Source organism: Burkholderia pyrrocinia (assembly GCF_003330765.1).
In the GTDB taxonomy this organism is placed as follows: Bacteria; Pseudomonadota; Gammaproteobacteria; order Burkholderiales; family Burkholderiaceae; genus Burkholderia; species Burkholderia pyrrocinia_B.
Genome location: NZ_CP024902.1, coordinates 212,688 through 226,068, shown reverse-complemented (window position 1 = coordinate 226,068; position 13,381 = coordinate 212,688). Strand labels below are relative to the sequence as shown.

The 13,381-nt window shown below is 68.0% G+C and carries 13 protein-coding genes; 1 reads left to right on the top strand and 12 read right to left on the bottom strand.

Annotated elements, in window-relative coordinates:
* Window positions 1–27: 27 nt before the first annotated feature.
* The 11 genes from CUJ89_RS01010 to flhD all read right to left on the bottom strand — a co-directional run bounded on the left by CUJ89_RS01010 (window position 28) and on the right by flhD (window position 11,194).
* Complete coding sequence (locus tag CUJ89_RS01010; RefSeq protein ID WP_114175566.1) at window positions 28–1,119, bottom strand: protein-glutamate methylesterase/protein-glutamine glutaminase; 1,092 nt, start codon at window positions 1,117–1,119, stop codon at window positions 28–30.
* A complete protein-coding gene (cheD, locus tag CUJ89_RS01005) occupies window positions 1,116–1,856 on the bottom strand; it encodes a chemoreceptor glutamine deamidase CheD (RefSeq protein ID WP_114175564.1) in 741 nt (246 codons plus the stop codon). Before cheD ends, CUJ89_RS01010 begins: the two co-directional genes overlap by 4 nt.
* Complete coding sequence (locus tag CUJ89_RS01000) at window positions 1,853–2,845, bottom strand: CheR family methyltransferase (RefSeq protein WP_114175562.1); 993 nt, start codon at window positions 2,843–2,845, stop codon at window positions 1,853–1,855. The genes cheD and CUJ89_RS01000 overlap by 4 nt, the downstream gene beginning before the upstream one ends.
* 3 nt (window positions 2,846–2,848) lie before the next feature.
* Entirely contained in the window at window positions 2,849–4,813 is a 1,965-nt protein-coding gene (locus tag CUJ89_RS00995; protein ID WP_114175561.1) for a methyl-accepting chemotaxis protein, read from the bottom strand.
* 37 nt (window positions 4,814–4,850) lie between these two features.
* Window positions 4,851–5,366 (bottom strand): chemotaxis protein CheW, encoded by a 516-nt coding sequence (gene cheW / locus CUJ89_RS00990; RefSeq protein WP_114175559.1) that lies wholly within the window; start codon window positions 5,364–5,366, stop codon window positions 4,851–4,853.
* A 48-nt stretch (window positions 5,367–5,414) separates the two neighbouring features.
* The gene (gene cheA, locus CUJ89_RS00985) at window positions 5,415–7,634 is read right to left on the bottom strand and encodes a chemotaxis protein CheA (protein ID WP_114175557.1); all 2,220 of its coding nucleotides are present in this window, start codon (window positions 7,632–7,634) and stop codon (window positions 5,415–5,417) included.
* A gap of 33 nt (window positions 7,635–7,667) precedes the next feature.
* Window positions 7,668–8,045 carry a response regulator gene (locus tag CUJ89_RS00980; RefSeq protein ID WP_114175555.1) on the bottom strand — a complete coding sequence of 126 codons (378 nt, stop codon included), beginning with the start codon at window positions 8,043–8,045 and terminating at the stop codon, window positions 7,668–7,670.
* Window positions 8,046–8,152: 107 nt separating this feature from the next.
* Window positions 8,153–9,172 (bottom strand): flagellar motor protein MotB, encoded by a 1,020-nt coding sequence (gene motB / locus CUJ89_RS00975; RefSeq protein ID WP_114175553.1) that lies wholly within the window; start codon window positions 9,170–9,172, stop codon window positions 8,153–8,155.
* Window positions 9,173–9,185: 13 nt separating this feature from the next.
* Window positions 9,186–10,046 carry a flagellar motor stator protein MotA gene (gene motA / locus CUJ89_RS00970; RefSeq protein ID WP_114175551.1) on the bottom strand — a complete coding sequence of 287 codons (861 nt, stop codon included), beginning with the start codon at window positions 10,044–10,046 and terminating at the stop codon, window positions 9,186–9,188.
* A gap of 180 nt (window positions 10,047–10,226) precedes the next feature.
* The gene (gene flhC / locus CUJ89_RS00965; protein WP_114175549.1) at window positions 10,227–10,781 is read right to left on the bottom strand and encodes a flagellar transcriptional regulator FlhC; all 555 of its coding nucleotides are present in this window, start codon (window positions 10,779–10,781) and stop codon (window positions 10,227–10,229) included.
* A gap of 92 nt (window positions 10,782–10,873) precedes the next feature.
* Window positions 10,874–11,194: a flagellar transcriptional regulator FlhD gene (gene flhD, locus CUJ89_RS00960; RefSeq protein WP_236654906.1), complete on the bottom strand. Its 321-nt coding sequence runs from the start codon at window positions 11,192–11,194 to the stop codon at window positions 10,874–10,876.
* Window positions 11,195–11,861: 667 nt separating this feature from the next.
* On the opposite strand from flhD, the gene CUJ89_RS00950 reads away from it, so the two are divergent.
* Window positions 11,862–12,926: a glycosyltransferase family 4 protein gene (locus CUJ89_RS00950; RefSeq protein ID WP_114175545.1), complete on the top strand. Its 1,065-nt coding sequence runs from the start codon at window positions 11,862–11,864 to the stop codon at window positions 12,924–12,926.
* 103 nt (window positions 12,927–13,029) lie between these two features.
* Here the strand turns inward: CUJ89_RS00950 and CUJ89_RS00945 are convergent, their stop codons facing one another.
* The gene (locus CUJ89_RS00945) at window positions 13,030–13,326 is read right to left on the bottom strand and encodes an H-NS histone family protein (protein WP_114175543.1); all 297 of its coding nucleotides are present in this window, start codon (window positions 13,324–13,326) and stop codon (window positions 13,030–13,032) included.
* Window positions 13,327–13,381 lie beyond the last annotated feature (55 nt).

Below are 13,381 nucleotides of genomic sequence, written 5' to 3'. Positions count from 1 at the left end.
CGTGGCACGCGCCCCGTGACATTCCATTCAAACGCGCTGCACGCGGTCGCCCATGGTCGCCAGTCGCGCCATTACGCGGCGGCTCATCTCGGCGAGCGGCGCGATCTCGTCCGCGCCGCCGAGCGCGATCGCCTCGCGCGGCATCCCGAACACGATGCAGCTTGCTTCATCCTGCGCGAACGTGTGAGCGCCCGCGCGTTTCATTTCCAGCAGGCCGGCCGCGCCGTCGCGGCCCATCCCGGTGAGGATCACGCCGATCGCATTCTTGCCCGCGTGGGTCGCCGCCGAGCGGAACAGCACGTCGACCGACGGGCGGTGACGGTTCACCGGCGGCTCGTCCGACAGCTGCGCGATATAGTTCGCGCCGCTGCGCGCGAGCAGCAAGTGAGCATGGCCCGGCGCGATGTACGCATGCCCCGGCAGCACGCGCTCGCCGTGCTCGGCTTCCTTCACCGCGATCCGGCACAGGCCGTTCAGCCGCTGCGCGAACGATTTCGTGAAGCCGGGCGGCATGTGCTGCGCGATCAGCACGGCCGGCGCATCCGGCGGCAGCGGCGTCAGCACTTCGCGGATCGCCTCGGTGCCGCCGGTCGACGCGCCGATGATGATCAGCTTCTCGGTACTGACGAGCGGGTTGTTGATCATCGGCGCGGCCGGGTGGCTGTCCGCCGCGCGCGCGGCGGCCTGCGGCTGCGGCGCCTGGCGCACGCGCGCGCGCGACGCCGCGCGGATCTTGTCGGCGAGCTTTTCCGCGTAGTCGAGCATCCCGTCGCGAATCCCGACGCGCGGCTTCGTGACGAAATCCACCGCGCCGAGTTCGAGCGCGCGCAGCGTGATCTCGGAGCCGCGCTCGGTCAGCGACGACACCATCACGACCGGCATCGGCCGCAGGCGCATCAGCTTCTCGAGGAAGTCGAGCCCGTCCATGCGCGGCATTTCGACGTCGAGCGTGAGCACGTCGGGGTTGTGCTGCTTGATGAGCTCGCGCGCCACGAGCGGATCGGGCGCGGTCGCGCACACCGTCATGTCGGGCTGGCTGTTGATGATCTCCGTCATCAGGCTGCGGATCAGCGCCGAATCGTCGACGCACAATACCTGGATCTTCTGCACTGCGGTCATGCCTCCTGCTTTCTCGATAGGTTCGCCGCCCGCACACCGCCGGCACTGCCCGCGCCGGCCGGCGCCGCGCCGCGCGCGCCGAACAGCTCGATGCGCGGGCGCGCCGGCTGCGGCGCGGCCGGCCGCTTCGCCGCGAACAGCTCCACATGCGCGCGCGGCCGCGCGGCGCGGGCGCGATCGGCCTCGCGCGCGAGCGCGGCTTCGCGCTCGGTGACGCCAGGCACCTGCAGCCGCAGCTTCTTCACCATCGCGCGCCCCGTGTTCGGCATGAACGCGACCTTGCGCGGGTGGACGCCCTGCAGGTCTTCCGCCGTGATGCGGATGCGCTCGAGCGCGAGGTAGCGGCGCACGAAATCCGCGTTGCGATCGCCGATGTTGATGGTCGTCATCCCGGCCAGCACGGCCGCGCCGCCGAACACCTTCGCCTCGATGCGCTCGCGGCGCCCGCCGGCCTTGATCAGCTCGTTGATCAGCACTTCCATCGCATATGCGCCGTAGCGCATCGATTCCGACGCGGCCGCGCCCGGATCGGCGCCGTCGTCCGGCAGCATGAAGTGGTTCATCCCGCCGATGCCCGCGAACGGATCGTGCAGGCATGCGGCGACGCACGAGCCAAGCACGGTCATCAGCACCATGTCCTCGGACGTCGTATAGAACTCGTTCGGCAACAGCTTCACGCCGGGACGGCCGAAGTGATTGTCGAAGTAGCGATTGGTCGCGATCGGCAGTGCGCTCATCCCCGATCTCCATAGGCGGGCGCGGTGCCCGCGGCCCGCGCACGCACCGGCGACGGCATGGCCGCCGCCGCGGGCGCCTGCGTGCCACGCGGCCGCGCACCCTGCGCGGCGTCGCGGGTCAGTTCGTACACCGTCTGCCCGCGCAGCCGGAACGCCTGCGTGACATACGTGAAGTTTTCCGAATGGCCGGCGAACAGCAGCCCGCCCGGCTTCACGAGCGGCTCGAAGCGCGACAGCACCTGCCCCTGCGTCGGCTTGTCGAAGTAGATCATCACGTTGCGGCAGAAGATCGCGTCGAACGGCTTCGCGATCCCGTAGTCCGCATCGGTCAGGTTCAGCTGCTCGAAGCGGATCATCGCGCGCAGCTCGGGGCGCACCTTCACGCGGCCGGCCTGCGGGCCCGTGCCCTTCAGGAAGAAGCGCTTCAGCCGCTCCGGCGCCAGGTGCTTGACCTGGTCGTACGTATAGATGCCGGCTTCCGCCTTCGCCAGCACCTGCGTGTCGAGATCGGTCGCGAGGATCGACGCGCCGCGCGCCGCCGATTCGCCGAGCGCCTCGATCAGCGTGATCGCGATCGAATAAGGCTCCTCGCCGGTCGACGCCGCCGAGCACCAGACCGACACGGGCGCAGGCCGCCCTTTCACGAAATCCGACAGGATCGGGAAATGGTGCGACTCGCGGAAGAACGCGGTCAGGTTCGTCGTCAGCGCGTTGATGAACGCTTCCCACTCGAGCGGATCGTCTTCCTGCTCGAGCAGGTCGAGGTAGTCGCGGAACGTGTCGAGGCCGCGCGCGCGCAGCCGCCGCGCGAGACGGCTGTACGCCATGTCGCGCTTGTGCTCGGACAGCGAGATCCCCGCGCGTTGGTGGATCAGCGCGCGGATGCGTGCGAAATCCGCGCCCGTGAACGCGAAGTCGCGCCCCGGCTCGCCCGCGCGAGGCGAGGCATCCGGTGCATCGGGTCGAAACGGCGCGCGCGCGTGCGACATGGCTTAGAAGGTCTCCCAGTCGTCGTCGGACGTGCCGGCCGCGGCCAGCGCCGGCTTCTGGCCGTTCAGCGCCGGGCGCACGAGCGCGGGCTTCGCGGCCGGCTGGTCCGCCGGTGCGTCCGTCTTCGCGAGACGCGGCCCATAACCGCCCGCGGCGGCGCCGCGGGACGCCGGCGCGTCCTTCTGCGTGCGCGCACCGGCGGCGGCCGCGCGCTTCGGTTCGTGGCCTGCGCCCGACGCGGCCGCATGCGACGCCGGCGTGGCGCGGCGTGCCGGTTGCGCGGCGGCCTTCGGTGCCGGCAGCGCGGCGACCGGCGCAGCGTCGTAACGCGGCTCCGACGGCAAGGCGGGCACGGCCGCCGGTTCATGCGCGACCGGCCGCACGGCGCCGCGCGCCGGTGCGAGCACGATGCCGCCCGTCACGCGCCAGCCCGACACGATCGCCTTCATCTGGCGGGTCTGCTCCTCGAGCGACGCGGCCGCGGCTGCGGCCTGCTCGACGAGCGCCGCGTTCTGCTGCGTGACCGAATCCATCTGGCTGACCGCGCGATTGACCTGCTCGATGCCGGTCGACTGCTCGTCCGACGCGGCGCTGATCTCGCCCATGATGTCGGTCACGCGGCGCACGGCCTGCACGATCTCGTCCATCGTCGAGCCCGCGCGCGCGACGAGCGCCGACCCGCTGTCGACCTTCTCGGTCGAATCGCCGATCAACTGCTTGATTTCCTTCGCGGCGCTCGCGCTGCGCTGCGCAAGCGAGCGCACCTCGCCCGCGACCACCGCGAAGCCGCGGCCCTGCTCGCCCGCGCGCGCGGCTTCGACCGCCGCGTTCAGCGCGAGGATGTTGGTCTGGAACGCGATGCCCTCGATCGTGCCGATGATGTCGACGACCTTGCCCGAGCTCGCCGCGATGTCCTGCATCGTCGACACGACCTGGCCGACCACGTCGCCGCCCTGCGTCGCGATGTCCGACGCGTTCACCGCGAGCTGGCTCGCCTGCCGAGCGTTCTCGGCGTTCTGCCGCACGGTGCCGGTCAGCTGCTCCATGCTCGACGCGGTTTCCTGCAGCGACGCGGCCTGCTCCTCGGTGCGCTGCGACAGGTCGATGTTGCCGGTCGCGATCTCGCGCGCGCCGACGTCGATCGACTCGGTGCCGCGATGCACGGCCTGCACCATCGTCGTGACGGCGTCCTGCATCCGCTTGATGCCGCCGAACAGGCGGCCGATCTCGTTCGTGCTGAACACGTTCACCGGCTGCGTGAGGTCGCCGCCGGCGATGCGCTCGAAGTGCGCGATCGCGTCCTCGAGCGGCTTCACGATCAGCCCGCGCAGCGCGAAGCGGATCGCGATCACGACCACGAACGCGATCGCGATGCCGGCCGCGATCAGCGCGACCATCAGCGAGATCTGCGACTGCGTCGCGGCCTGGCGCTCTTCCGCGCGCTTCTGCAGCGACGCGATCACGGCCGACGCGGCCAGGTCGTACGCGACGAACATCGGGCTGATCTTGGTGTCGGCGACCGCGTGGTACGCGGCCATGTCGCCCGCGCGCGCGGCCGCGAACTCGGGCTCGACGCCGTCCTTCACGATCGTCGCGTAGCGGGCGGACAACTCGTCGACGAGCGCCTGCTCGACCCCGAGCTTCGGCGTCGCCTGGAACGCCTGCCAGTTCTCGTTCGATTTCGCGTACAGCACCTGCGCGCGGTCGAGCACCTTGCCCGCGTCGGCCGTATTGCCGGCCTCCGTCAGCGAGCGGAAGCGGTCGAGCGACACGCGTGCGCGCAGCAGGTACGACGACGTGTCGTCGAGCGTATGGATCGCCGGCAGGTCGACGTGCGCGATCTCGTCGAGCGAGCGGCTCGCTTGATTGAGCGCGTAGAGGCCGAGCCCGCCGACCGCCGCGGCCAGGCACACGAGGATGAGTCCGACCGCCGTGAGCGTCGTGCGTATCGACCAGTTATGCAACATTGCAGATTCTCCCGAAATTGCTGCGCGCGCGGCGCGCTTACCCGCCGAGCGACTCGATCAGCGCCATTTCCCGGCTCGACATCAGCTTCTCGATGTCCATCAGGATCAGCATCCGGCCATCGACCGTGCCGAGGCCCGTCAGGTACTCGGTCGTCAGCGTCGCGCCGAATTCCGGCGCCGGCATGATCTGGTCGGTCTGCAGCGTCAGCACGTCCGACACGCCGTCGACCACCATCCCGACCACGCGATGCGCGACGTTCAGGATGATCACGACGGTCTGGTGGTCGTACTCGACGCGGCCGAGATGGAACTTGATCCGCATGTCGACGATCGGCACGATGATCCCGCGCAGGTTGATCACGCCCTTGATGAACTCCGGCGCGTTCGCGATGCGCGTGACGCTGTCGTAGCCACGGATTTCCTGCACCTTCAGGATGTCGATCCCGTATTCCTCGTCGCCGAGCGTGAACACGAGGAATTCCTGGCCCGTCGCGTCGCCGTGTGCCACGTCGCGGCGGCTGGTTGCCGCGTTCGCCGCGGCCGGATTGATCATTTGGACTTCAGCAGGCACGTTTGCCCCCAATCGGTTGAATGGCGAGAGTCAGAACATCGCGAGCTCGGCGCCCGCCCGGGCGCCGTGCATCGCACGGGTTTCGCGGTTCAGCGCCGCGACGTCGACGATCAGCGCGACGCTGCCGTCGCCGAGGATGGTCGCCGCCGAGATGCCGTGCACCTTGCGGTAGTTGGTTTCGAGGTTCTTCACGACCACCTGCTGCTGGCCGACCAGCTCGTCGATCAGCATCGCGAAGCGACGCCCCTCGGTTTCCATGATCGTGACGATCCCCTGGGTCGGGTCGGTGCGCGCGTCCTCGACCGAGAACACCTCGTGCAGCGCGACGAGCGGCAGGTATTCGCCGCGCACGCGCACCACGCGCTCGCCGTTGCCGACCGTGTAGATGTCGTCGGTCGACGGCTGCAGCGACTCCATCACGAAGTTCAGCGGCAGGATGAAGATCTCGTTGCCGACCTTCACCGACATCCCGTCGAGGATCGCGAGCGTGAGCGGCAGCACGATCCGCGTGGTCGTGCCGCGGCCGGCCAGCGACGTGATCTCGACATGACCGCCCATCGACTGGATGTTGCGCTTCACGACGTCCATCCCGACGCCGCGGCCCGACACGTCGGTCACCGTCTCGGCGGTCGAGAAGCCCGGCGCGAAGATCAGGTTCCACACTTCTTCGTCGCTGATGGTGTCGGACACCTGCATGCCCTGCTTCGCGGCCTTCGCGAGGATCCGCTCGCGGTTCAGGCCCGCGCCGTCGTCGCTCACCTCGATCACGATGTTGCCGCCGTGATGCGCGGCCGACAGCACGAGCTGGCCGACCGCGTCCTTGCCGGCGGCGACGCGCTTGTCGACCGTCTCGATCCCATGGTCGAGGCTGTTGCGCACGAGGTGCGTGAGCGGATCGATGATCCGTTCGATCAGGCTCTTGTCGAGCTCGGTCGCCTGGCCGAACGTGACGAGCTCGACCTGCTTGCCGAGCTTGCCGGCGAGGTCGCGCACGAGCCGCGGGAAGCGGCTGAACACGTAGTCCATCGGCATCATGCGGATCGACATCACGGCTTCCTGCAGGTCGCGCGCGTTGCGCTCGAGCTGCGCCATCCCGTTGAACAGCCGATCGTGCAGTGCCGGATCGAACGCGGTCGCCGTCTCCGCAAGCATCGCCTGCGTGATCACGAGCTCGCCGACGAGGTTGATCAGCTGGTCGACCTTCTCGACGCCGACGCGGATCGAGCTGCCTTCGGCGCCCGATGCGGCCGCGGCGGCCGGGCGCGCGCGCTTGTCGTCGTGGTGCGCGGCGGCCTGCGCCGCGTGTTCGGCCTGCGGCGGTTGCTCGGCGGCGGCCGGCTCGGCGGGAGCGGGAGCCGGTGCGGCCGGTTGCGGCGCGGCAGCCTGCGGGGCGAATACCTCGACCCGCGCGGGCTGCGCGACGGCGGCGGGTTCGGCCGGTTCGGCGGTGCCCGGCGCGACAGCCGGTGCTGCCGGCGCCGTGCCGTGCGCGACGCGGATCTGGCTTTCGTCGATCACGAAGCAGCACACGGCGACGATGTCGTCGGACGGCACGTCGGATTCGAGCCACAGCGTCAGGTCGGCGCCCGCTTCCTCGCGGCCGGCGATCCGGCCGAGGTTGCCGAGTTCTTCGGTGAGCAGCGCCTGGTCCTTCGCGTCGACGCCCACCAGCGTGATCTTCAGGTGCGGGCCGCCAACGCCTGCGTCAGCCGTCGGATGCGCGGCCGCGACGGCCTGCTCGACCACATGATCGGGCGCGCGATCGCCGCCGGCGGCGGGCTCCGCGGCCGGTGCAGCAGCAACGGCAACGGCGACAGGCGCCGCAGGCGCGGCCGCAACGGCCGCCGACGCGCCCGCGCCGCTCTCGGCCTTCAGCCGTTCGAGCTTCGCGCAGATCGTCGCGGCGGCCGCCGTGTCCGGTTCGGCGCTCGCGCGGTAGTCGACCAGCTGATCGGACAGCACGTCCTTGGTCTCGAGGAACGCGTCGACCATTTCCTTGGTCAGCGTCAGCTCATGATTGCGTGCGCGGTCGAGCAGCGATTCGAGGATGTGGGTCGTATCGGTCAGCGCGGAAAAGCCGAACGTCGCCGCGCCGCCCTTGATCGAATGCGCGGCGCGGAAGATCGCGGCGAGATCCTCGGGGTCGGGCGAGCCGACGTCGAGGTTCAGCAGCAGTTGCTCCATCTGCGCGAGCAGCTCGTCCGCTTCGTCGAAAAAGGTCTGGTAGAACTGCGTGATGTCGAGAGTCATGCCCGGTCACCGGTTGGATTCGTCGCGTTCATGTCAGGAGGCGGCCGGCTCGGACAGCGTCGCGACCAGGTCGACCAGCACGGCCGGGTCGATCGGCTTCTCGATCCAGCCGGTCGCGCCCGCGTCGCGCGCGGCGTCCTTGAATGCATCGCTGCCCTCGGTCGTCAGCACGAGGATCGGCGTGTCCGCATACGCGGTCAGCTTGCGCAGCGCGGCGATCACCTCGAGCCCGCTCTTGCGCGGCATGTTCTGGTCGGTCAGCACCAGGTCGTACGGCGCGGTCGCGGCCATGTCGAAGCCGGCTTCGCCGTCCGGCGCCACCGTCACGTCGTAGCCGGCCTGCGCAAGCGTTGCCTGCAGCAGCGCACGCATGGTCGCGGAGTCGTCGATGGCGAGAATGGTTCGGATCATGTCAGCCTCCGCAGGGCCGCCCCAAAGTGGCTGACCGCCCCCTCAGGGGGCAGCGAACAAAGTGAGCGTGAGGGTTGTTTCATGCGTGTCTCGGAATCTGGGAAACGTCAGGGTTTCGGCGCCACGGCGACGGCGCTGGCGAGTACCGGACGCGCGGCCGGCGACGGGCCGCCGAGCTGCTGCGCGAGCAGCTTCGAGCCCGCCGCGTCGGCCGACAGCGTCGTGGTCGTCGCGTCGTCGCGCATCAGCGCTTCTTCGGATTTGCGGTTCAGCACGATCACGCTGATCCGGCGGTTTTCCGGATCGAGCGGATCGGCCTTGTTCAGGTTCTGCGTCGACGCGAGGCCGAGCACGCGCAGCACTTTCGCCTCGTCCATGCCGCCGGCGATCAGCTCGCGGCGCGACGCGTTCGCGCGGTCGGCCGACAGCTCCCAGTTGCTGTAGCCGCCCTCGCCGCCCGCGTACGCCACGGCGTCGGTGTGGCCCTGGACGATGATCCGGTTCGGCACGTCGTTCAGCGTCTTGCCGATCTCGCGCAGGATGTCGCGCATGTACGGCTCGACGTGGTCGCTCGACATCGCGAACATCGGCCGCTTCTGCGTATCGACGATCTCGATGCGCAGCCCCATCAGCGTCGAGTCGATGCGGATCTGCTGCTTGAACTGGCGCAGCGTCGGGTTGGCCTCGATCGCCGCCATCAGCTTGATCTGCAGGTCGTGCAGGCGCGCCTGCTCGAGCCGCTCGAGCGCGCCCTGCGCCTGCGCTTGCGCATGCTCGTCGACCGGCTTCGCGACGCGCTCGGCGAGCGACGTCGTGCCGTCGGTGCGGCGCAGCGTGCCGGCGTCGACGCTCGACAGGTCGCGGCCGCCGCCGTTGATGATGCTGGAGTCCTGCGAACTGCGGTCGCCGCTGCCGAACAGCGCGGCCTTCAGCGGCGTGTTGAAGTATTCGGCGATCCCCTTCAACTGCACCGGCGTGACCGAACTCAGCAGCCACATCAGCAGGAAGAACGCCATCATCGCGGTCATGAAATCCGCGTATGCCAGCTTCCATGCGCCGCCATGGTGGCCCTTCTTCGCCGGGGCCACCCGCTTGACGACGATTGCGCGATCCTTGCTCTTGCTCATCGGGTGCTCCGCGTCACTTCGCCTTCACACGGCGCACATGCTCTTCGAGCTCGGAAAACGACGGCCGCTCGGTCGAGAACAGCACCTTGCGGCCGAACTCGACGGCGATCGCCGGCGCATAGCCGTTCAGCGTCGCGAGGATCGTCACCTTGATGCACTGGAACATCTTGGTCGACTCGGCGACGCGCTGCTCCGCGAGGCTCGCGAGCGGCCCGATCAGCCCGTACGACAGCAGGATCCCGAGGAACGTGCCGACCAGCGCCTGCGCGATCATCGCGCCGAGCACCGCGGGCGGCTTGTCGGCGGACGCCATCGTGTGCACGACGCCCATCACCGCCGCGACGATGCCGAACGCCGGCATCGCGTCGCCGACGCGCATCAGCGCGTGCGCGGGGCCTTCGCCTTCCGCGTGGTGCGTCTCGATCTCCTCGTCCATCAGGCTCTCGATCTCGAACGCGTTCATGTTGCCGCCCACCATCAGGCGCAGGTAGTCGGTCAGGAATTCGACGATGTGGTGATCGGCGAGGATCTTCGGGTATTGCGTGAAGATCGGGCTCTTTTCCGGATCGTCGATATCGGCCTCGAGCGTCAGCGTGCCTTCCTTGCGCGCCTTCGCGAGCAGCACGTACAGGAGCGCCATCAGCTCCATATAGACGTCCTTCGTGTATTTCGAGCCCTTGAAGAGCGTCGGCAGTACGCGCACCGTGGCCTTGATGGTCTTGCCGCCGTTGCCGAGAATGAATGCGCCGACGCCGGCGCCCACGATCATCAGGATCTCGACGGGCTGGATCAATGCGGCCAGATGCCCGCCTGCCAGCGCATAACCGCCGAAGACGGACAACAACGTCACGAGTGTTCCCACGATAATCAACACTGCCTGCCCCTCACGAAAGACCGGCGGGAAGACCGCCGTTAAACAGGTTTACGGCAGTCGGCAGGAAAACTTTCGCGGCCGCCCGGCGGCGGCCCGACGGTGTTTACCAGCAATTCGCGGACGGTTCGCGCGGCCCGAAGCGGCCGCTCGCGCCCCGCCCGGCCCTGCCCGGCCCGGCGCTCAGGCCGCGGCGGCGGCCAGTTCGGCGCGCGCGGCGGCGGCCTTGCGCGTCTTGCCCGCGCGCGACGGCGGCTGGCACAGGCCGCAGACGAAACCTTGATGCGGATCATGCGCATGTGCGACGAAGTGGCCGCCGCAGCGCGTGCACGGGGTCATCTGCAGCATCCTCGAATCGAAGAAGCGCACGAGCGTCCAGGCGCGCGTGAGGCTCAGCGCGGCCTCGTCGCCGGACAGGTTCACGTGCTCCTGATAGAGCCGGTACGCCTTCACGATCGACTGGATCGGCTCGCAGCGGCCGTGGTCCTGCATGAACCGGTAGATGTTGTAGAACAGCGACGAGTGGATGTTCGGCTGCCACGTCATGAACCAGTCGGTCGAGAACGGCAGCATCCCCTTCGGCGGCGACACGCCCTTCAGTTCCTTGTACAGCTTGATCAGACGGTCCCGCGACAGGCTCGTCTCCGCCTCCAGCAGCTGCAGCCGGGCGCCCAGTTCGATCAGTTCGATGGCGAGGGTGATTTCCTTCACCTCGATCACGACGCTTTTGCTTGCCATGGTGATAACCGTCCGCGTGACGTTGTTCGGATGGGTGGCCCATACGCTGCCGGCCGGCGCGGCACGCCGGGACTAACGCAAGGCGGGATGGATCAGCGGACGCTTTCGACCTGCTGCCCGGCCATCAGGATGGCCGAGTGTGCGTGCGCGACGACATCGCTGCGGCCTTTGTCGGCGAGCGACGACAGCAGCGCGTGATCATCGAAGCGGAAGCGGCACAGCATCTGGTTCGACGCGGCGAGCTTCACGGTCTGTGCGAGCGTGAGGTTCGCGAGCACGTCGGCCAGTTCCTGGGAAACGCCCATCCGGAACATGCCCATCGCCTTGTCTTCCCGCAGCAGGCGTTGCGCGAGGAGGAGGTACGACAGGTTGACCTCTTTGATCTCACTGAGCATTTCGCTGGTAGCGCTCATGATTCCCCCGTTAAAGAGCTTTGCTTTGGCCATTCGTGTTTATGGAAACGTTTGCTCGATCAGGGCCTCTTGGCACTTGGTCGGCTCGCTTATAAGTCTTACAGGGCGAATTTTGGCCAAACGGCATTTACGCCGGTATCAGCGAAGTGGCGTATGCCATGCAGGATTTGTCTGTAAACCGTGTAGGAATTTTTCCGACAAGGCGGATTGATAGGAGCAATCGGGAAAGCGGGCGGCAGAGCGGATTCGGCGGCGATGGGTCCGACGGCCGCCGCGCGGTGGCGGGAGGCTTGCCGGCAAGGCTGCCGACAATCGGATCGGTAAAAATTATAGTCCTTTTTCACACCGGCGCAACAATAGATGCGTCTGTCTCGATTTCTGATTCCGCGCCCTTTTTATCGGGGTTTTCGCGTATTTCATCGTGTAACAAGCCTTAAGTGTTTGAAAAAACACTCGAACCCCTCAGGGCGATATCGATAATGGACTCCAATGGGCGGCGGCGCGAGCCGTGCCGGCCCGCCCCGCAGCTCACCGTCCGGCGCCCCGCGCACCCCGCCCAGGGCCCGGCCACGTACCGCCAACAGCGTGCGTCGGCGAGTTCCGCAACCTTGTACGGGATCCGTATCAGCGCCGAAGCGCCCACGCGGATCGACACTGGAGAACACCCATGCGAATTGCCCAGATCGCGCCGCTTTACGAAGCCGTCCCGCCGAAACTCTACGGCGGCACCGAGCGTGTCGTGTCCTACCTCACCGAGGCGCTCGTCGAACTCGGCCACGACGTGACGCTGTTCGCCAGCGGCGACTCCGTCACGTCGGCCCGTCTCGAGGCTGCGTGGCCGCGCGCCCTGCGGCTCGACCCGTCGATCCGCGATTCGATGGCGCCCCATATGCGGCTCCTCGAGCAGGTCGCCCGTGTCGCGCATGAATTCGACGTGCTGCACTTCCACCTCGACTACCTGCCGTTCCCGCTGATGTCGCGCCTCGACACGCCGTACGTGACGACGCTGCACGGCCGCCTCGACCTGCCGGAGCTGCAGCCGGTGTTCGATGCGTTCCCGGACGCGCCGGTCGTGTCGATCTCGAACAATCAGCGCAAGCCGCTGCCGCAAGCCGCGTGGGCCGGCACCGTGTATCACGGGCTGCCCGACACGCTGCTCACGCCGCAGCCGGGCGTGAAGCCCGAATACCTCGCGTTCCTCGGCCGGATCTGTCCCGAAAAGCGCGTCGACACCGCGATCCGGATCGCCGCGCAAAGCGGGCTACCGCTGAAGATCGCCGCGAAGGTCGACAAGGCCGACGCCGACTACTTCAAGGAAGTGATCGAGCCGCTGCTCGGCGAGGCGCACGTCGAGTTCATCGGCGAGATCAACGAAGCGCAGAAGCCCGCGTTCCTGTCCGGCGCGAAGGCGCTGCTGTTCCCGATCGACTGGCCGGAGCCGTTCGGCCTCGTGATGATCGAGGCGATGGCCTGCGGCACGCCGGTCGTCGCGTTCAACCGCGGTTCGGTGCCGGAAGTGATCGAGGATGGCGTGACCGGCTTCATCGTCGAGGACGTGCAGGGTGCGGTCGGCGCGCTGCATCGGATCGACAGCCTGTCGCGCACCGCGATCCGCGAACGTTTCGACACGCGTTTCAGCTCGAAAGCAATGGCGCGGCGTTATGTCGAAACTTACGAATCGCTTTGCGCGGCGACCAAGCAACCGGCATTGCGCCGGGTCGCAGGCGCCTGACGCGGAAATCCGCGCGGAAATATTCCGTAAAATCCGCGCCGAAATCGGCGCGCAAAACAAAAGAGCCGCATCGTCGATGCGGCTCTTTTGTTTTGGCTGTCCGTCATTCGATCAGCAAACGATCGCGGTTTTTCCCGACGATCCAATTCGGCGGCTTGCCGCGCCCGCTCCAGGTTGCACCCGACTTCGGATCGCGGTATTTCGGCGGCAGCGGCGCCTTCTTCGGCGGGCGGCCGCGCCGTGCCCGCTCCGCGAAGCCCAGGTCCTGGGCCGTCAGGCCGTATTCGGCAATCAATCGCTGGACGTCGGCAATGACCGTCGCCACTTCCTGGCGGCGCACGTCGTCCGCCTGGGCCTGCAGATCGGCGATCTGCGCCTTGAGTTTCGCGTATTGAGACATTTTTCGACTCCCTTTTCGATGATGCGGCCCCGGCGAATCCGGCCAGGACACAGAC